This is a genomic window from Ruegeria sp. AU67 (genome assembly GCF_900312795.1).
GTDB lineage: Bacteria > Pseudomonadota > Alphaproteobacteria > Rhodobacterales > Rhodobacteraceae > Ruegeria > Ruegeria atlantica.
Genome location: NZ_OMPH01000043.1, coordinates 1 through 18,724 on the forward strand (window position 1 = coordinate 1; position 18,724 = coordinate 18,724).

Sequence of the window (18,724 nt, forward strand, 5' to 3'; positions counted from 1 at the left end):
CACGCATTTTCGCGGAATCCCCAGGTTGTACAGGCCGAGAAGTCGGACCGGGGATCCGCTGACATGCCCGTATCCCAGCTTTGAACCACCAGTTGGAACCAGCGACGATTTTCGATGGTCTCATAAAGGTGCTGTCAGACGAATTCGAACTCGTCTCTGTTAGGCCAGTGAAGCTGTCCTTTATTCCATGCCAAGTTCGCGCCACTCGGCAAGAGCGGCACTGCGTGTCAGCTTGAAGTTGTCTCTGCTGGTGAGCGATCTCTCCTGGTTGAAGTGGTTGTAGACGGAGGAGTGAACAGCGGCGAATTTCTGCAAACTTCGCATGCGCCTGAAACGCTGCATGGCTCGTTCGCGTCGTCGGAATGGCAGGTGAGAGTTCTCAACGCGGTTGTTGAGCCACCTACCCGTCTGTTGTTTTTCCAGTGCGCCCAAATCTCTAAGCGCCGCCTTGTAGGAAGCGAAGCGATCTGTGACGATCTCTTCGGCACCACCGTGCCGCTTCATCAATTTCTTGAGGAATTTCAATGCTGCGGCTTTGTTTCGGCGTTTGGTAACGACTGCTTCCAGCACTTCGCCCTCATGATCTACGGCCCGCCAGAGGTAGTGTCTCTTGCCGTTCACCTTCACAAATACCTCGTCCACGTGCCACTTCCATTTCGAGAATGCCCGCAGTTTTTGCACCCGCTTCCGCCTGATCTCTGAAGCGAACACCGGGCCGAACCTGTTCCACCAATATCGGACAGTTTCATGGCTGACATCGATGCCTCGCTCATGCAGCAGATCTTCGACATTCCGAAGCGAGAGCGGAAATCGGACATAAAGCATCACCGCCAAGCGGATGATCTCGGGACTGGTTTTGAAATACTTGAAAGAGGCAGGTTTGTTCATTCCCAAACGCTACGCAACCCCCCTGCCCGCCTCAAGCAAAGTTCTTCTGACAAGACCATTTTCCGAAACCTCGCATCGAAGTAAGCGCTGAAAAAGTCAGCGTTGTCCGCTTCGCAGTCGACGGAGAGCGACAGAACGAGCGCCAGATATCGCAGCCATTGGATGATTGATAGCACGGTAACGAACCGCGAACGTCGCTGTATGGGTGTAATGAGAAGCGATCTTTGGTTGAGTGGTCAACTGCCCTGCAGACGGGACGAACCAGCACTTCAATCCGCCGGATAGCAGCCGTTGATACTGGGCAAGGAAAAAGAAAACATCGCACTCGGCTGGGCCGCTATTACACGCTCGTTCGAGAAGTAGCCCTGTAAACTGCTTTTGCCTGCTTCTCGACATAAGTAAGATGACATTTCGAAAGTCCGCTTTGGGCTCGGAGCGGTCATTCGCTAAATTGCGGCGAACGTCCAAATTGCGGACTTAGCAGCCAGATGCAGATGCGGCGAACTTCGCAATCGAACTCGCATCACGTCGCGGAGTATTTCGCGGCAATGCAGCTCATTTTCCCGAAAGCGGACTTTGAACGGGGCGAAATTGGCCTTTTCCGAAATCGGACGTTCGCCACATGCGCTTTGGACGTCCGAGTTGCGGACGAAGCCGACGTCTGGGAAACCGAAATTGCAACTACTCATGGGACGAAAAACACGCCCAATAACGGAAAAAGACTTTAGTCCGGCAAGCCCAGATCGCGCAGCACCGCGTATCGACGCTCCGGTATTGAGCGGTCTATATAGGCAAGATCAAAGGGCCGCAGGTCGCCAATCGAAATCGCAGGCTTTAGCTCTCTTGCTTCAGCAATGAGTGCTTTCGCTTTTTCGAGGTCACCCTCATGCCAGGAGGCGACGGCCGCGAAGAGTAGAAATTCCGCGCGATAGATCTCGGGAACAACCGCGAGATAAGACTCAATCGCTTCATTCGCCGCCTCAAAGTTGCCGGAGTCCAAAAACGCGCCGAACTCGTCCGCAATCAGCCACCACAACGGCACCGGCGTTATCCGCTTTGCGCGTGAGAAGTAAGTCAGAGACTCCTTCGACGCGCCGGAATATTTCAACACCCAGGCCATGCCGCGGACGACCCGCGCGTCGCCTGCCCCATTCTCGAAAGCGCGCCTGACGAATTCCTGCGCCTCTGCGCCGCGCTTTTGGACCACGCGCAATACGGCGTAGTTCGAGAGCGTCGCGGGGCGATCCGGATCATGCTCAAGCGCGCGAGACAAGTACTCTTCGGCAAGCGCCAGTGATCCTGACCGGTCCTCCGTGAACCCCAACCGCACGTCCATGACATGCGTGAAGCCGAGCCCGACGAGCGCATCCAAATAATTGGAATCGCGGGCGAGCGCCGCCTCGTAGTGCATCCGTGCAATCTTGTTGTCCTCTGCGGTGAACTTTGATCGGTGTGACCGTCCTTTCGCGTTTTGAGAAAATGCGTCCAGGTCACTGGTTTCCCCGAAATTCAACCTGTCGCCGTCGATTGCACCGCCATGGACACGTTCCAGCACCGCAAGTGTGATTTCATCCTGAATGTCGAAAAAATCGCCGGTTTTCCTGTCGAATGTCTCGGACCAAAGATGTTGTCCGGCAACTGCATCCAGCAACTGTGCGGTAATACGGAGCCTCTCGCCCGACTTCTGTACACTGCCCTGCAGCACGTATCGGACACCGAAGCGTCTGGCGATCCCCCGAACATCAACACCTTCGTCTTTCAACGAAAAACTGGAGCTTTGGGCAATGACCAGGAGGTCAGGGAGCTTTGCCAGATTGGTAATAATGTTCTCGCTAATGCCGTCTGCGAGATAGCCATTCTCAACCTCACCCACGCCGATAAAAGCGAAAGGCATCACGGCGATCGAGGACCCGTCCGGCAGTTCCAACGCCATCTCTGCCGGGCTAACGGGCTCAAAGTCAGTTCGGGCCGACATCCACCACACCGCCGCGACTATAACCAGAGTCAGGCAGGCCAGCGCAAACAGCGTCGGTTTGCGCCATCGTTTTGGTTGACTTGCGGGCTTTGAACCTTTGCCCGCGATGCGGAAAGCTCGCACTGGACGGGCAATGTTCTTGACCTGAATCTCTCCCATGTCCTCCAGAGAAATCTCGACCTTGTCGCGCACCTGGTCCCGCACCGTACGGCTGAGCATGATTCCGCCCGGTGACGCCAGCGCCTCGAGCCGCGCCGCTACATTGACGCCATCTCCCAGCAAATCATCACCGTCGGGCAGGACATCTCCCACATTGATGCCGAGACGAAAGAGGATGCGGCGATCTTCGGGTGTGTCGGCATTACGAGCTGCTACGCCTTCCTGCATTGCAATCGCGCAGCGAACCGCCTGAACGGCCGAAGGAAACTCGATCAACAAGCTATCGCCCGCCGTATTCGCGATACGCCCATCGTGTTGGGTAATCAGGGGATCGAGAAACTCGACGCGGAGGGCCCGCTGAGTCGCCAGCGTCCCTTCTTCATCAACGTCAACCAGTCGCGAGAAACCTGCGATGTCGGCAGCAACAATGGTGGTAAGGCGGCGTTCCATTCTCGACAAGATCGTACAGCGTATGCCGACAACGGTCTATGGACAAATGCTCGGCGTCCTTTGGTTATTCCCATCAGGCATCGAGCGAGTCGTTTTCAAGTTGTTTAAATCCGTAGCAGCCTGCTGCCGCGGGCAAAAGACAACCAGTGAACTTGCTTCCGCTTCGGGCTCGGTGCGGTCTTTCGCTACGATCTGTCTGAGGGACCGCTATGCGGACGAAGCAGCCAATCGAGTTGCACGCATAAAAAGTAGATTGTCTATTTAATTACCTAAGGGAACTGTCTGGAAACCCCCAGCACGGTTTGCCCATGCAAGCGACGAATGTATCGCAGCTACATTTCTTAACATAATCTTTAAACCTATATGAAAGTTAGATTGAGGTTTTTTGAAAGCTGTCTTTGATCCCGATCAAAGATTTTGCCCTCTGGCCAACTAGCCTCACTCCAATGGTTTTCGCTCCGTTTTTTCCGAAGCTTCTATTCGCGTCCGCTATGAACCACTGAGAATTTTAGCAGACGCAGTTAGATCGTGCTCTTCGATGCTGTAATTTTGAATTAGCGACAATTCGTGTAAACAGGGAGATCAATAAATGAAGATGTTAACACTCGTTGCGGTAATGGCCGCTGTTTTCGGGCCGTCAAGCGCCATCGCCCAAGATAAACCAAACATCCTTGTTTTGTGGGGCGATGATATTGGTCAAACGAACATCTCCGCTTACTCCATGGGCGTTGTGGGATACCAAACACCTAATATCGACCGCGTCGCAAATGAAGGCATAATCTTTACGGATTATTATGCAGAGCAATCCTGCACGGCCGGTCGATCGTCATTCATCACCGGTCAATCGGTGTTTAGGACCGGATTGTCGAAAGTTGGCTTGCCCGGTGCTCCCCAAGGCATGAAAGAGCAGGATGTAACAATCGCGGCTTTGCTAAAAGAGCAAGGCTATGCGACCGGCCAGTTCGGCAAGAACCATCTTGGTGATCTTGACGAGCACTTACCAACCAATCACGGATTCGATGAGTTCTTTGGCAATCTTTATCATTTGAATGCCGAAGAGGAACCCGAGCATCGAGATTACCCCCAAAGCCCTGAGTTCTTCGAACGGTTTGGGCCTCGCGGCGTTATCAAGTCGTCTGCTGATGGTTCAATTGAGGATACAGGCCCATTAACACGAAAACGCATGGAAACGGTTGACGATGAAACCGTCGCGGCTGCGATTGAGTTTATTGAACGCAAAGAAGAAGAAAATGTTCCTTGGTTTGTTTGGTGGAACGGGACCCGAATGCACTTCCGTACTTATGTCAAGGATGAACTCATAGGTATTTCAGGGCAGGATGAGTACGGAGACGGCATGATTGAACACGACATGCATGTTGGCCAGTTCTTAAGTTTGCTTGATGAACTTGGTATTGCCGAGGAAACACTTGTCCTCTACTCGACTGACAATGGGGTGCATTACAACACTTGGCCTGATGCAGGGCAAACACCTTTCAGAGGAGAGAAAAACACCAATTGGGAAGGGGGGTTCCGCGTTCCCGCTATGGTGCGCTGGCCCGGCAAAATCGAGGCGGGCAGAATCTCAAATGAGATAATGCACCACATGGATTGGCTTCCTACATTTTTGGCCATGGCTGGAGATGACAATGTTAAGGAAGACCTTCTTGAGGGCGTGGATGCAATCGGTCGCAACTACAGAGTTCACCTCGATGGGTACAACACTTTGGGCTATCTATTAGGTGAAGAAGAAGAAACACCTCGTCACGAAGTATTCTATTTTTCTGATACAGGTGATCTGACGGCGCTACGATATGATGATTGGAAAGTGGTCTTTCTTGAGCATCGCTTCCCTCAAACAATGAGGGCATGGTTCGAACCTTGGACAGTGCTTCGGATGCCCCTATTGTTTAACCTAAGACGCGACGTATATGAAAGATCTCAAGTCACTTCAAACACGTACTACGACTGGTATCTAGATCGCGTGTTCCTGTTGTCCCCTGCGGCTGCGTATGTAAGCGAATTCTTGGCGACATTTGAGGAATTCCCACCTTCTCAGGCGCCAGGAACGTTCACTGTTGGTGATGCTCGCGACAAGATCTTAAGCACTATTGGATCTAAGTGAGTCTATCGAGCGAATTTGATCTAGCGGACGCAGTAATGTTGCTGCGTTCGGAAAACAAGAATTTGTTCGAAGGTTTCTTAAACCCAAACAGTTTCTGACAACTTTAATAGGGGAAAGATAAGATGCTGAGTAAAACGAAGCTGACATTCGCAATGTGTTGTGGATTGATCTTTCCCCAACTTGCATGGTCGGAAGATCTGGGATCTGCAGTTCAAAACCCGATCAGTTCTTTGATCAGCGTACCATTTAAATTCTCGTTCGATAACGGCGCATCCAACGGTGACGCCAACGTGCTGAGCATCAACCCTGTTTTCCCGGTAACCGTTGGGGATTGGAACTTGGTGTCCCGTTTCATAGTTCCTTTGTATGACGCGCCTGGCGGTGTTGCCGGGTTGCCCGGCAATCCAGGCATCGGAGATCCTTCCCAAACGGGCAGAGCAACCGGGTTGGGAGATATCAATTACACGCTATTCTTTAGCCCCGTGAAACCAGTAAACGGATGGATCTGGGGGCTTGGCCCGTCGATCACCGCCGACACGGCCACGGATGAAAGACTGGGCAGCGGCAAGTGGAGTGGTGGATTATCCGCCGTTGCATTGAACCAACCCGGTTGGGGTACGTACGGTGGTTTGGTCCGACACTTGTGGTCATTCGCTGGCGACAGTTCTCGCCAGGACGTCAACCAGACGCTCCTGGAACCGTTTATCAACTACAATCTGGACAATGGCTGGTACTTAATTAGCGACATGGTCATTACCTATAACTGGGAAGCCCCATCAGGAGATCGGCTACTGCTGCCGGTTGGCGGCGGTGCTGGAAAAATAACCAAATGGGGCAGCCAGCCGGTAAACCTAAGGGCCGAGGCTTATTACAATGTCGAACGTCCATCCAGCGCACCAGAGTGGCAGGTTGGGTTTACAGTGCAGCTGTTGTTTCCCAAGGGGTGAACATCAAACAAGCGATTGGCAATCCAAAGAAACCTCGCACATGGGCACCGGGTTCCAACAGCGCGACCCTAAAACCGAAACGACTGATTGATATGTCTTTCATCGAGGTCCTGTCAGACCAATTCGAACCAGTCTCAGTTTGCCGCCGAACACCTGAACTTATGCCGAGCAAAGCTGGCGCCACTCGGAGAGAGCAGCGGTTCGGTTGTGCTTGAAATTGTCGCGTGAGTAAAGATGTCGTTCCTTGTTGAAATGGTTGTGTACCGAGGCGTGGACGGCGACGAATTTCTGTAAACTTCGCATTTTCCTGAAGCGAAGCATCGCCCGTTCTCGTCGTCGAAACGGCAGGTGAGAATTCTCCGCCCGATTGTTCAACCAGCGGCCGGTTTCTTGTCGATCGGTGTTGCCAATGACCTTCATTGCCGCACCGTAAGAGCGCAGTTTGTCGGTCACGACGACATGTGGCGGGCCAAAGAGCTTCATTGTTTTTCTGAGAAATTTCAATGCAGCTTTGCGGTCCCGACGCTTGGTGACATAGCTTTCCAGCACTTCGCCTTCATGGTCCACAGCCCGCCACAAGTAGTGTGTCTCACCATTGATCTTCACAAATACCTCGTCCAGTTGCCATTGCCAGTTAGAGAATGCGCGCAGCCGAATGACCCGGTTTCGACGTATCTCAGATGCGAACATTGGGCCAAATCTGTTCCACCAGAACCGAACGGATTCATGGCTGATATCGATGCCACGCTCATGCAGCAGGTCTTCGACATTCCGGAGCGACAGAGGAAACCGGACATACATCATCACCGCCAAGCGGATCACTTGTGGGCTGGTCTTGAAGTAGCGAAAGGGGGAACGTTTTGTCATCCGACGAGGCTACGAAACCGCCCTGCCCGCCTCAAGCGACTTTCTTCTGACAATGCCCGCCGAGCCATACGCTCAAACAATTTCGGACAATATTTAATATGGAGACGATAGATGCAGCATTTGCATACCAAAGCCCGCAATACTTTTGTCGCCTGTATTAGCTCGTTTTTTGTTTTCGCGCGCGCAGTCTCAGCGGAGGCTAATTTCCAGACGACATGCAACCCAAAAGCGGACCAAGCTTTCAACGAAGGTCTGAATCTCATTCACAACATGATGTACATTCAAGCCGAAGAAGCGTTCGACAAAGCAGCGTCTGCGGATCCAACTTGTGCCATTGCACAGTGGGGCATCGCGATGTCGAACTTTCACCCTCTTTGGCCGGGCACTCCCAGTGAAGCCGAAACAGAGAGAGGGTCTGCTGCAGCGGAAAGACTCGCGTCAATGTCCTCCGAAAGCGCCGTTGAACAAGCATTGATCGACGCCGCTGTTGCTTTCTACGCCTCAAGCCAGGAAGGCTACCGCGCTCAGCTTAAATCGTGGGCGGAGAAACAGGTGGCAGCTGCGGACCAACATGCAGACGATTTGGACGCCGCGGCGTTTGCGGCGCTGGCGCGCCTTGCAACGGCGCCGCGAGGGGCAGACGGAACCAAAGTAAAGTCGCAGGTGGGTGATACGCTCGACGCGCTTCATCAAAAGGCACCAGAACATCCTGGCGTCATTCACTACGCGATCCACGCCTATGACAATCCGCCACTCAAGGAGCGAGGCAGGCCGTACGCCGAGATTTACGATAAAACGGCTCCAAGCGCTCCACATGCGCTGCATATGCCCGCTCATATCTTTACACGAACAGGAGAATGGGAAAAATCAATTGATCTGAACAGCCGGTCCGCTGAAGCAGCTCTTGAGCAATCAAAAGACGTGGTACAAAGCCATTATGCGCATGCGATCGACTACATGGTTTACGGCCACCTACAACTTGGGAATACAGACGAAGCTGCAGGGCTGGTCGACGAAATGCTCGCAATTCAAAATCATCAGGCCAGTTTCGGAAGCGCTTATGCGTTAGCGGCTGCACCCGTTCGGCTGCCTCTTGAGCAGGGTCAATGGGACGTCGCGGCGGCACTGTCGCCTGAGATGCATCCGGTCATTCCATGGGAAAAATTTCCACAAACTGTAGCCATGCGGTGGTTCGCGATCGGTATCGGCGCGGCCCGTAGCGGTGATGTCGATACAGCGCAGAGCGCGCTTGCCGAGCTCAAGTCTTTGCACGCTGTGATGGATGAGCGTGGGCAGGGCTATTGGGCGCAGTTGACCGAAGCACAGATCATGTCGGTGGAAGCCTGGATTGAACTGGCGGGTGGGGCCTCTGAGGCCGCAGTTGCTAAGCAGGCAGCCGCGGCTGATCTCGAGGATAAGATTGGCAAAAGCCCGGTCACACCCGGCCACGTCCTTCCGGCACGAGAACTTCTCGGGGACATGCTGATGGAGCTTGGAAAACCCAATGAAGCTACGGTCGCTTATCAGGCGACGCTGGATCTTTCTCCAAACAGAGCAAGAAGCCTCGCCGCACTTCAATAAGTGGCAACAACACACTTGGTCGGTGCTTTGTAGTTTTTGCAGCAGCATCGACCGATTTGGGCAAAAGCAGCCGCATAGCGACCATGGCCCGAACGACTGCCATGCGGACGAAGCAGTCGTTCGAAAACACTGCAGGTCATTCCTTCATGCCGGCAATGCGCAAATGGTCGAGCCAACGTTCGAGACTTCCAGGACTGGTCCAGACGTCTATCCACCTTTCACGTTCTTCAGAAATCGTGGGCTCATTCGCCTCGTCGTAGTATGTCGTGTAGGCTTCTTGCGCTTTTTCGACTTCTCCGAGACAGGCGTAAACAACTGCCAGCATCCTTTGTGCACTGCCGCGCAGGTTTTCCATTCTCAACATTGATGCCAGAGCGCCTTCGCAATCTTCTTTCTCCCAAAGAGCCCACGCCATCGTCCAATGATACCTGTATCCTACAAAGGGATCGACGCCCTTGGCTTGGTTTAGGCGTTCGATAGCCTCATCTACACGTCCAGCATAGAGCAGAAGATCGGTGCTTCCGATCATGTAAAATGAGGAGCTAGGATTGAGTGCAATTGCCCGATCGAACGCGGCTAACGCCTGTTCTGGCTCGCCAGCGTCAATGTAGAGGCGAGCGATTGCAAAATGCACTTCAGGATCATCAGGCGCTATTTCTAGGGCTGTTTCGGCTGCGGCAAACCCCTTTTCGAATGCCTCTTTCTTAGTCAAATCCAGCCAGCCGAAAATTGCTGCTGCCCGGTAGTTGTGGGCAAGGCCGATGTAACCATACTGCGCATCGGGATCTACCTCCACGGCCCTATGGTACAGTTCTTTGACCTGCGCGTGGACTTCTCTGTCAAAATTTTTGCGAATAAGCGCGTCAGCTTGAAGATATAGATGCAAAGCTGTCACTTTGTCTGGGTCCGCGCCTGGCACGGGGCGTTGGATTCGTACGCCTACCCGATCTGCAACTGTTTTTGCTATAGCGTCCTGAACCGCGAAAAGGTCACCAATGCTTTGATTATATGTATGTGCCCAAAGATGGGTTCCATTCGCGGCCTCGATCAACTGCACGCCAACACGCAACTTATCACCGTTTTTCTGTTTGCTGCCTTTCACGACGTAATGAACTTGAAGATTTTCACCAATCTGTCGCAAATCCTCGTCTGAATCACGGTAACGGAAGCTCGAGTTGCGTGCTGTGACATCAATGAGTGAGTTCCGCGCCAGTTCAGTGATGATGCCGTCGGCGATAGCGTCTGAGAAATATCCCTTGTCTTCGCCTACGCTGAAGTCGTCGAACGGCAGAACGGCTATCCTAGGTTTTTCGTCAATTGCTAGATTCACAGGGGAATTGCGCTGGGAGTTCCAGGAAAACAGACCGACACCAGCCAACAGCAATACTATAAGAACGCTTTGAAAAAATCGCTTTGATTTCCCGATCCGGATCTTATCCGTGCCTTGGCTGAACTCGACAACTCTATAAACGCGCACAGGTTCTGAGATGTTTTTTAGGGTTTGCTCCCCCAGTGGCACGTAACCGACCTCAACCTGCGACTTGAGCAAATCGTGCGCTTGGCCCGATATGACTACGCCTCCGGGTTTGGCCAAACTTTCCAAACGGGCCGCGATATTCACACCATCACCATAAACGTCGCCGTCATCGAAGATCACGTCACCAAGGTGTATCGCAATACGGTATTGAATTTTGAAAGTATCTGATTGACCGGCTTCGCGTTGTTCCATTTCTTTTTGAACTGCGACAGCGCACTGTAGTGCTTCCACAACAGATCCGAATTCGGCGATCAACCCATCGCCAGTCAGCTTGATTATCGTTCCGTTAAAACTGTCAAAAAGCGGGTCAATCAACTCGAGCCGATGACGTTTCTGACGCTCGACAGTACCGACCTCGTCCAGTTCGACGAGCTTGCTGTAACCTACCATATCGGCGGCCAATATCGCAGCTATGCGGCGTTGCATTGAGTTAAGCTCCCGCCGCTAGTTTACTCCCAAAAAACGTCTCGACTAACAAAAAGATGAATGGCCCCTTCAGGCTCGGTACGGACCTTCGCTGCAGGTAGGTCGAATGGCCATTTTGCGGACTTTGCAGCCATCCGCATTTTTGCTCCAAAGGACCGCAGTGCAGCCCGAAGCGGACCTTCAAAATCCGACTTTGCAATTCTCGTGTTGCGGACAAGTTAGGCCGCGTACTGCCAAGGTCTCAGCGTCGCTAGCCAGTGAACTCTGACATTGGCTCCGCAACTACAATTGCTTAACACAAACTTTGCGCCAAAGACTGTTGCCAAGCTCTGTTTCAGTTCATTTTGCCTGACAACGTTTGTGTCGGCAGTTGTCCAAAGAGTGCTCTGTAGTCTCGCGCGAACTGACCCATGTGCCAAAATCCGTAGGCGTTTGCGATGTCCGATATACTCTCCTCTGGCGAGCAGGATACCAGTTCATGGCGCACAGCACCGAGACGGGCTCTTAGATAAAACTGCTTGGGGCTCACCCCATATGTTTCCTGAAACGCGCGACGAAGAGTGCATGCGGATACCTGAATATCTGCACATACTTCACCGATTGAAACGTTATCCATCAAATGGGCCCGCATGAACTCAACGGCTTGTTGTGCTAAACGGGTTCTGTTTTTACTGTTTCGCCGATCAGCCCATTTTTCGCCTACCACCAGCATTTCCAGAAGCTCTAAGATCACATCACTCTCTTCACTATCAGAGCTTGGTCCGGCCGCTGATCCAATTAGAAAGCGCACCTTGTTTTTGACTAAGGAATGAAGCTTGCCAGCGTCGCTAACGAAAGATCTCAAAGCGTCATTTCGCACGGTGCTGATATCAAGACCGCAATCGTCGGCGATCCGTTGAGCCCTTCGGATGTCGATGCCAAAGGTCAGGCCTGTGAGCGTTGAATTGCTCACGCCTTCAAAAGGGTCTCCGCTACCAAAATTCATCAGAGCGGTGTCTGAGGGGGAGCCGTTAAGCCAAGTCCGTATACTCCCTTTGTCTGGTAAGCCAAACGCTAGAATGTCAGGGCGAGAAACACCGGTTTGGTACACAGCCTTGTCAAACGACAAATCAATCATTTGAAGGTCAAGACCTGCCCAAACGGATACCGAAGAGTTCATAGTTCCCTCTTCAATTTGGCGTAGCTCGACATCCCATTGGGACAGCTCGCGGAATTGCGAAGGGTCCTGCAAAAAAAGTGTGTTTGGGGCGCAGGTTTTTTTGGGGGCTGATCGTTTTTTGATGTCGTCCATTCCGCCCCGCAGGTAGTTTTCATGAAATGTTATTCGAATATGTAGGCTTGGACAATTGCAAGACAAAGCAGACAAATCGAGGGGGAAGAGGTTCGGACGCCCATCGTTGCCTGACGATACTGCGCGCACCGAACGCGTCGTAACGCTGCTAACCAAAAGCGAAAAAGAGTTGTTGCGCTCACAGGCTGAAGACAGCGAACTCTCCCTTTCAACCTTTTGCCATCATCTGATCCTTGAGGGTCTGAAAACAAGTAAGTCATGAAACAGGGGTATCTCATGAAATCAAAACTGTTCCTCTCCGCGCTGGTCTTTGCCGGCTCCGCTATCACGGCGGCAGCTCAGGACAGCAATATCGTGCATGATGCGGAGTACTATGTGCTGAAGCAGCAAAACGAAGCCGTTTGGGTCGAGAACGACGCACAGGTTGACCAACTGCTGGCCGATTTTCGTGAGAAAAACGGAGGGAACCCTCCAAACATCTTCTACATCCTTATTGACGATATGGGTTTTGGCGACATGGGTATGCCCGAGATGAACGCGATACGCGGGTATTCGACGCCCAATATCAACGCGCTCGCGGAGGAAAGCATGCGGTTTGCGCGCATGTACACCGAGCCGTCCTGCACACCGTCGCGGGTCGCCTTCATGACGGGTCGCCAGCCGTATCGCAACGGGATGGGCGATACCGCCGTCGATATTTCGGGTTTTGGCCTTGCCGATGAAGAAGTCACAATTGCCGAAGTTCTGAAATCCGTAGGCTACAACACTTCGCATGTTGGCAAATGGCACATGGGCGACATTCAGGAATCCTGGCCTACTTATCAGGGCTTTGACTACGCCGCGTTCCCCATCCATCAGCAGGGCCAGTTGGCCATCTTCAACGAAGATGCAGCCAAGGAAGAAATCACCATGGCCATTGGGGAAGACAACTACAACTCCAAATACACGCTGGATGATTGGTTTCGCCCTGATCCGGGACACATGATTACCGGCCTTGAAGCTGTTATTGGCGGGGAGGTCCGCGAAGTCCATATGGAACCGGGTGAGAAATGGACCCAGGACAAATATAATGAAATGAACATCCGCTATCAGGCACAGGCGATGGAACAGTTGCGCCTGCTAGCAGAACAGGATGAACCGTTCTTCCTGCAATACTGGCCGCTTGTCCCTCTGTCGACAACGCGCACGACGAAAGAGGCGTTCACGACACCCAACGGCGGTACATTCGTTGAAAGCATGGAAGAGCTGGATGAATGGATCGGGGTCATTCTGAACGAAGTCGATACGCTGGGGCTCAGGGACAATACCCTGATCGTTTTGATGGGCGACAACGGTCACTTCACCAAATATGCCCCCGGCAGTGGGTTTTCGCCGCTGGTCTTCCGCGGCGGCAAGGCCGATACGTCTGAAGGAGGCGTTCGGGTGGACGCGTTTGCCCGCCTGCCCGGCTTGATCGAGGGAGACTCGATTGTATCTGACATTATTCATATCTCTGATTTGTTCACGTCAATTGCGCGTATCGGTGGAGCGATGGATGCCATCCCCCGCGACCGGATCATTGACGGTGTCGATCAGGCGTCCCTGATGTTCATTGGCGATACGCATGGGCGCCGGGATCATGTACTGATCTACTCGATCAACTCACTGAAAGAGGTGGTAAAGGAACACATCAAACTCAAGGTTCCGGCCAAAGGTGAAAATGCTATCGTGGCCAAGTTCTACAACCTGTTCCGCGACCCCCGCGAAGAACAGAGCGTATCGACAGAGATCGGCGCGTGGGCTGGACATGAGTTTAACCGCATTATTGCCCGCCACCTGAAATTCAAGGAAATGTACCCCGATCAACCGGCCGCGACCGGACGTCCCTATGAAGGTATCGTGAACCTTCGTCCTGAAACCGTCGCAGCGGTGGATGCCTTTGTAGCCAAGCGGGACATTCAGCCCGACTAAAAGGTTAAAAGTACTGCAAGCCCCGCATCAGAAAATGATGTGCTTGATGTGGGGCTTGGCATCCACAACAAAGTTTCTGGAAACAATATGAAATTCCAAGCGCTTGTACTTGTATTGGCAACTGGCATTGTCGCGACCCCAGCAATTGCCGATGAAAACGCTTCAAACCCTTTGGCCGCAGTCAATAACACGGACATCCGGTATCAGTATTTTGATTTGGGCAACGGTGCCGACAAGCAGGACGCCTTTATAGAAGGCGCATACATGCTGCGGCCTGATCTGAAACTGAAATATGAGTTGCACTACAACTCAACGGATGTGACCGGAACGCGGTTCACTGACTTCGAGAAAGTGAGCCTCAAAGCGATCTATTTTCCCTCTCAGAGACCGCTCAACGACACATGGGCCATCAAGTCGGCCATTGGTCTGGAGTGGATACTGGACCTTGGCGACCCGGAAAAAGGGATTGGAACCGGGTCCGATCAAATTGCGCCTTTTGGCGGGTTCGCCTTTGCAAACACAAGATCAGGGCTGACACTGATCCCCTTGCTCCAGCATTTTGCTTCGTACAATGGCCCGACCGACATCAGTCAGACCGCGATGCGGTTGATTGCGCTGCAACCGTTTGGCGACGGGTATTGGGCCAAGGCTGATATCAAGGCACCATATGACTGGGAAAACGATGCTTGGCCAGCGACCGCTGAGCTCCAGATTGGCAAGAACCTCAGTCCGGGAATAGCGATTTATGCTGACTTTCTGATCGGAATAGGTTCTGACCGCCCTTACGACAAAGGTGCCGGCTTAGGTTTGCGTTTTAACTACTAGCTCACCCACACCCAACCTCGGCGAAGATCATCAATGTCACAGTCCAGAACTCTGTTCAGCCATTTGTTTTCTGCGTCTATCTTGACCCTTCCTGGAACTGCCTTGAGCCAATCCCTGCCCGCTCCGGGCTGGTAGGAAATAAATTGGCGTCACGCCGCATCATTCTATCTGTTCACTCCGCTCTGAACTCGGGGAAGACTCAACAGTCTCTGGGCGATCCGCTGAGTTGGATTTGAACCTTGAAGCTGAATCCGTCGTTCGCGCTTCTAATCCCCAGCCATCGATGCTTAGGCCCAGAGTTCTGAGAAAATAGACTTCTATTACGATCTGTACCCAAGACTTTGCAGAGTCCGCTTTACTGCGCAGTGCTGACATTTGTGCCGAACGCAACATCGGTCACTTTGGGCTCGAAGCGGTCGTTCGCAGAATTTTCCAGAGAGACCGCATTGCGGGACAAAACCGCCGTTCGCTGCATTATCGTCAATGACCGCTTTTGGTAATTTTTGCTGAAAGTGACCGCGAATAGCAAACTCAATTTATATGCTCATCCGCCCGAAGACGCTCGACCATGAAATCCACAAATGCTCTGACTTTGCCACTTACCATGCGACCTTCCTGATGTACGACGTGGATTGGCATCGGGGGGAGCTCGAACTCGTCTAGAACCGTCTGTAATCGCCCAGCTTCGATGAAGGGTGATATTTGATAGGATATCACCCTTGAAAGACCCCATCCTCCCAGTGCCATTTCTATTGCAGCATCGTTTGTGTTCATCTGCACACGTGGGGTGATGGGAATTGAAGTCCGACTTCCGTCTATTTGAAAGTCCCAGTCACGAGAGGGCGTTACTGCGAGGGACTGGATAATTGCGTGACCAGCCAGATCCTCCGGATGCTGTGGCAGCCCCTGTTTTTCGATGTACGCTGGCGCTCCGAACACAACTTGGCGAACACTGCCACAGTTTACCGCTGTGAGTGAAGAATCCGGCAAATCGCCAATTCGGATGCCTACGTCTAGTCCTTCGTCAATCAAATTGACGACCCGATCCACGTACATCGTCCGGGCGTTCACTTTCGGATAGGAATTGAGAAACTCACCAAGTATCGGGGTTACGAACATGCGTCCAAGCAGCGCTGAAGCGGTGATACTCAACTCACCCTTTGGTTCGGCGTGCGCCCCAACTGCCGCTTGTTCAGCCTCCTCCAAATCAAGCAAAATACGCCGCCCATCCTCCAGAAACCTTGTGCCAACGTCTGTCAGCCGAACTGAGCGGGTTGTGCGGACGAACAAACGCGCGCCAAGGTGGTCTTCCAGCATCGAAACGGATCGAGTGATTGCAGGTGGAGACATATTCAAACGGCGTGCAGCCGACGCGAACCCCTGGCAGTCGGCAACTGCAACAAAAACCTGAATTGATCGAATTCTGTCCATCCAATTATTCCTAATTGCTGAATAATAAATTTAATACAACGGCTATTCTTACAATTCAAGAAACGGATTAGCTCTTGCTCAACAGACAACCACCCTCCCAGTTGAACAGGAGACATTATGACCCGCGCATTCACAGAGATCAGTTTCACACCGTCCGTTCTTGCCTTGCAGAAACAAAACGGATCAGCCGAGGCGTATTCGAAATTCATGGCCCCGGAGGCAGATCGCTCAGACGGCGTTGGTCCTGCTGAAGCTGAGTTCGTCTCAGGCAGGGATGGCTTCTATCAAGCGACGGTATCAGACTCTGGATGGCCTTATGTGCAGTTTCGCGGCGGCCCTGTCGGGTTTCTTAAAGTGCTGGATAATCAAACTATTGCCTATGCGGACTTCCGCGGGAACCGGCAATATCTGAGCGCTGGAAATCTGACGGACGACGGTCGCATTTCGCTGATCTTGATGGATTATCCCAACCGCCGGCGATTGAAAATTTGGGGTCGTGCCAAGTTGGTCAGCTCAGCCGACGATCCGGAATTGATGGCCCAACTACAGGACATGAATTATCGCGGACGCCCTGAACGCGCGGTAGTCATCACGGTTGAAGCACTCGACTGGAACTGTCCACAGCACATCCCGCAACGGATGACGATGGAAGAGTTGGAGCCACAGCTTGAACCCTTACGTGCTGAACTGCTTCGCCTGAATCTAGAGAACGAAAAACTGAGATCGATGCTTGGCCAGAACGACTGATCCTCGCGCTATTCCCAGCCCACAAATTTACTTCATTTCTACACAAAACAAGGAAGAAACCCAAATGCCCTATGCCTTCAAATCGACCCTAAGCGCGAGCCTTCTGGCACTTTCCATGGCATCGCCTATCATGATCTCCTCACCTGTCATCGCAGCAGAAACAGTCGCTAGGGCTGATGCCGTACAAACTTCATTTCGCTCAGAATTGATTGACGGTCAGAACATCGCTTACCGCGAGGCCGGAGACCCTACGAACCCGACCGTATTGCTGCTGCATGGGTTTCCGACATCATCGCACATGTTTCGTAACCTTATCCCCGAGCTGGCCAAAGACTATCATGTCCTTGCCCCTGATTATCTAGGTTACGGTGCCTCCGACATGCCGGACGCTGCCGATTACGAATACTCGTTCGCAAACACGGCAAAGATGATTACCCAATTGCTGGACCAGAAGAATGTCGGGAATTACTCGGTCTATCTAATGGATTACGGCGCGCCAGTCGGGTTCCGCATGTTTGCAGAACATCCTGAAAGGGTCTCCGCGTTCATCATTCAGAACGGAAACGCATATGAAGAAGGCATGCGTGAATTCTGGAACCCTCTCAAAGCCTATTGGGCGGATCCTTCTACAGAAAATGGCGACGAATTGCGTGGCTTTTTGGGGGTCGATGCGACGAAGTGGCAATTCACACACGGCACGCAAAACCCAGAAGCGATCAATCCGGATAACTTCTGGCACGTCCAGTACCTTTTGGACCGCCCCGGCAACCAAGAAGTCCAGCTTGAGATGTTTTTGGACTATGGAACCAACGTCGCTGAGTATCCCAAGTGGCAAGCATTGTTTCGTGAGTATCAGACGCCAGCTTTGCTCATGTGGGGTGAAAATGATCACATTTTCCCTGCTGATGGTGCACACCCATACAAGCGCGACCTAGAGAATTTGGAGTTCCATCTGCTCGACACCGGACACTTTGCCCTTGAAGAGTATGGCGACGAGATTGCGCACCACATGATCGAATTTCTGGGCCGCAACGCCAAGCCTTAAGTGCTCACCGGGAAATGAAGCGGCGGATGTTGATGACGTAAATCAACATCCGTTGTGAATTCACTCACTGTCCGTTACCTCCCTTCTTAATCGCATCGTTAAGCTAAGTTCTTGTTGTAGATTACTGGCATCTTACCCCGCCACACTTCCCAAGTGCTACCGCTATCGGTCAGTTCGGCCATGAAGTGGGCGACATTGATACGGCTCGTCGACCCTGCATCGAAAATGGCACTTCGAGTTGGTGAACTGTGAATGTCGTAGTCCGTGATTTCGGTTTCATCAATTAGTCCATCTGGACGGACGGCGGTGCTGTCAGACCAATTCGAACCAGTCTCTGATTACCCCTAAATGCCGGAACTTATGCTGAACAAAGTTGGCGCCACTCGGAGAGAGCAGCGGCGCGGTTGAGCTTGAAATTGTCTCTGCTGTAGAGGGCGCGTTCCTGATTGAAATGGTTGTGGACGGAAGAATGAACTGCGGCGA

At 52.4% G+C, this 18,724-nt stretch carries 13 protein-coding genes and 1 pseudogene; 7 read left to right on the forward strand and 7 right to left on the reverse strand.

Translation table 11 applies throughout. From position 1 onward, the window contains the following. Positions 1–180: 180 nt before the first annotated feature. Both DK510_RS22585 and DK510_RS22595 read right to left on the reverse strand, forming a co-directional pair. Entirely contained in the window at positions 181–888 is a 708-nt protein-coding gene (locus DK510_RS22585; protein WP_109314042.1) for an IS6 family transposase, read from the reverse strand. 724 nt (positions 889–1,612) lie between these two features. Beyond that, the gene (locus DK510_RS22595) at positions 1,613–3,472 is read right to left on the reverse strand and encodes an adenylate/guanylate cyclase domain-containing protein (protein WP_109314044.1); all 1,860 of its coding nucleotides are present in this window, start codon (positions 3,470–3,472) and stop codon (positions 1,613–1,615) included. 589 nt (positions 3,473–4,061) lie between these two features. Here DK510_RS22595 and DK510_RS22600 point away from each other — a divergent pair. Together DK510_RS22600 and DK510_RS22605 are read left to right on the forward strand one after the other, a co-directional pair. Next, complete coding sequence (locus DK510_RS22600) at positions 4,062–5,594, forward strand: arylsulfatase (protein WP_109314045.1); 1,533 nt, start codon at positions 4,062–4,064, stop codon at positions 5,592–5,594. Positions 5,595–5,716: 122 nt separating this feature from the next. Further along, positions 5,717–6,541 (forward strand): neuromedin U, encoded by an 825-nt coding sequence (locus DK510_RS22605; RefSeq protein WP_109314046.1) that lies wholly within the window; start codon positions 5,717–5,719, stop codon positions 6,539–6,541. A 159-nt stretch (positions 6,542–6,700) separates the two neighbouring features. Here DK510_RS22605 and DK510_RS22610 read toward each other — a convergent pair whose 3' ends face one another. Next, a complete protein-coding gene (locus DK510_RS22610) occupies positions 6,701–7,408 on the reverse strand; it encodes an IS6 family transposase (protein ID WP_109314047.1) in 708 nt (235 codons plus the stop codon). A gap of 471 nt (positions 7,409–7,879) precedes the next feature. Here DK510_RS22610 and DK510_RS22615 point away from each other — a divergent pair, with 471 nt between their 5' ends. Continuing rightward, entirely contained in the window at positions 7,880–8,989 is a 1,110-nt protein-coding gene (locus tag DK510_RS22615; protein ID WP_234999216.1) for a hypothetical protein, read from the forward strand. 136 nt (positions 8,990–9,125) lie between these two features. On the opposite strand, the gene DK510_RS22620 is transcribed toward DK510_RS22615, so the two are convergent. Continuing rightward, entirely contained in the window at positions 9,126–10,952 is a 1,827-nt protein-coding gene (locus DK510_RS22620) for a tetratricopeptide repeat protein (RefSeq protein ID WP_109314049.1), read from the reverse strand. A gap of 334 nt (positions 10,953–11,286) precedes the next feature. Further along, positions 11,287–12,243, reverse strand: a complete 957-nt coding sequence (locus DK510_RS22625) for an AraC family transcriptional regulator (RefSeq protein ID WP_109314050.1) — start codon at positions 12,241–12,243, stop codon at positions 11,287–11,289. Between the two features lie 276 nt (positions 12,244–12,519). On the opposite strand from DK510_RS22625, the gene DK510_RS22630 reads away from it, so the two are divergent. Both DK510_RS22630 and DK510_RS22635 read left to right on the forward strand, forming a co-directional pair. Then, a complete protein-coding gene (locus DK510_RS22630; RefSeq protein ID WP_058284057.1) occupies positions 12,520–14,193 on the forward strand; it encodes a sulfatase-like hydrolase/transferase in 1,674 nt (557 codons plus the stop codon). An 87-nt stretch (positions 14,194–14,280) separates the two neighbouring features. Further along, entirely contained in the window at positions 14,281–15,018 is a 738-nt protein-coding gene (locus DK510_RS22635; RefSeq protein ID WP_058284032.1) for a hypothetical protein, read from the forward strand. Positions 15,019–15,549: 531 nt separating this feature from the next. Here DK510_RS22635 and DK510_RS22640 read toward each other — a convergent pair. Continuing rightward, on the reverse strand, positions 15,550–16,449 hold the full coding sequence (locus tag DK510_RS22640; RefSeq protein ID WP_109314052.1) for a LysR family transcriptional regulator: 900 nt from the start codon (positions 16,447–16,449) through the stop codon (positions 15,550–15,552). A gap of 117 nt (positions 16,450–16,566) precedes the next feature. On the opposite strand from DK510_RS22640, the gene DK510_RS22645 reads away from it, so the two are divergent. Further along, on the forward strand, positions 16,567–17,196 hold the full coding sequence (locus tag DK510_RS22645; protein WP_109314053.1) for a pyridoxamine 5'-phosphate oxidase family protein: 630 nt from the start codon (positions 16,567–16,569) through the stop codon (positions 17,194–17,196). 64 nt (positions 17,197–17,260) lie between these two features. After that, entirely contained in the window at positions 17,261–18,241 is a 981-nt protein-coding gene (locus DK510_RS22650) for an alpha/beta fold hydrolase (RefSeq protein ID WP_109314054.1), read from the forward strand. Between the two features lie 358 nt (positions 18,242–18,599). Here the strand turns inward: DK510_RS22650 and DK510_RS23425 are convergent. Further along, positions 18,600–18,724 (reverse strand): annotated as a pseudogene (locus tag DK510_RS23425) (IS6 family transposase); the annotation flags it as partial.

Excerpts from the sequence above, each read along its gene's own strand:
- DK510_RS22585 (WP_109314042.1), bottom strand. The coding sequence starts at position 888 with ATGAACAAACCTGCCTCTTTCAAGTATTTCAAAACCAGTCCCGAGATC.
- DK510_RS22595 (WP_109314044.1), bottom strand. The coding sequence starts at position 3,472 with ATGGAACGCCGCCTTACCACCATTGTTGCTGCCGACATCGCAGGTTTC.
- DK510_RS22600 (WP_109314045.1), top strand. The coding sequence starts at position 4,062 with ATGAAGATGTTAACACTCGTTGCGGTAATGGCCGCTGTTTTCGGGCCG.
- DK510_RS22605 (WP_109314046.1), top strand. The coding sequence starts at position 5,717 with ATGCTGAGTAAAACGAAGCTGACATTCGCAATGTGTTGTGGATTGATC.
- DK510_RS22610 (WP_109314047.1), bottom strand. The coding sequence starts at position 7,408 with ATGACAAAACGTTCCCCCTTTCGCTACTTCAAGACCAGCCCACAAGTG.
- DK510_RS22620 (WP_109314049.1), bottom strand. The coding sequence starts at position 10,952 with ATGCAACGCCGCATAGCTGCGATATTGGCCGCCGATATGGTAGGTTAC.
- DK510_RS22625 (WP_109314050.1), bottom strand. The coding sequence starts at position 12,243 with ATGGACGACATCAAAAAACGATCAGCCCCCAAAAAAACCTGCGCCCCA.
- DK510_RS22630 (WP_058284057.1), top strand. The coding sequence starts at position 12,520 with ATGAAATCAAAACTGTTCCTCTCCGCGCTGGTCTTTGCCGGCTCCGCT.
- DK510_RS22635 (WP_058284032.1), top strand. The coding sequence starts at position 14,281 with ATGAAATTCCAAGCGCTTGTACTTGTATTGGCAACTGGCATTGTCGCG.
- DK510_RS22640 (WP_109314052.1), bottom strand. The coding sequence starts at position 16,449 with ATGGACAGAATTCGATCAATTCAGGTTTTTGTTGCAGTTGCCGACTGC.
- DK510_RS22645 (WP_109314053.1), top strand. The coding sequence starts at position 16,567 with ATGACCCGCGCATTCACAGAGATCAGTTTCACACCGTCCGTTCTTGCC.
- DK510_RS22650 (WP_109314054.1), top strand. The coding sequence starts at position 17,261 with ATGCCCTATGCCTTCAAATCGACCCTAAGCGCGAGCCTTCTGGCACTT.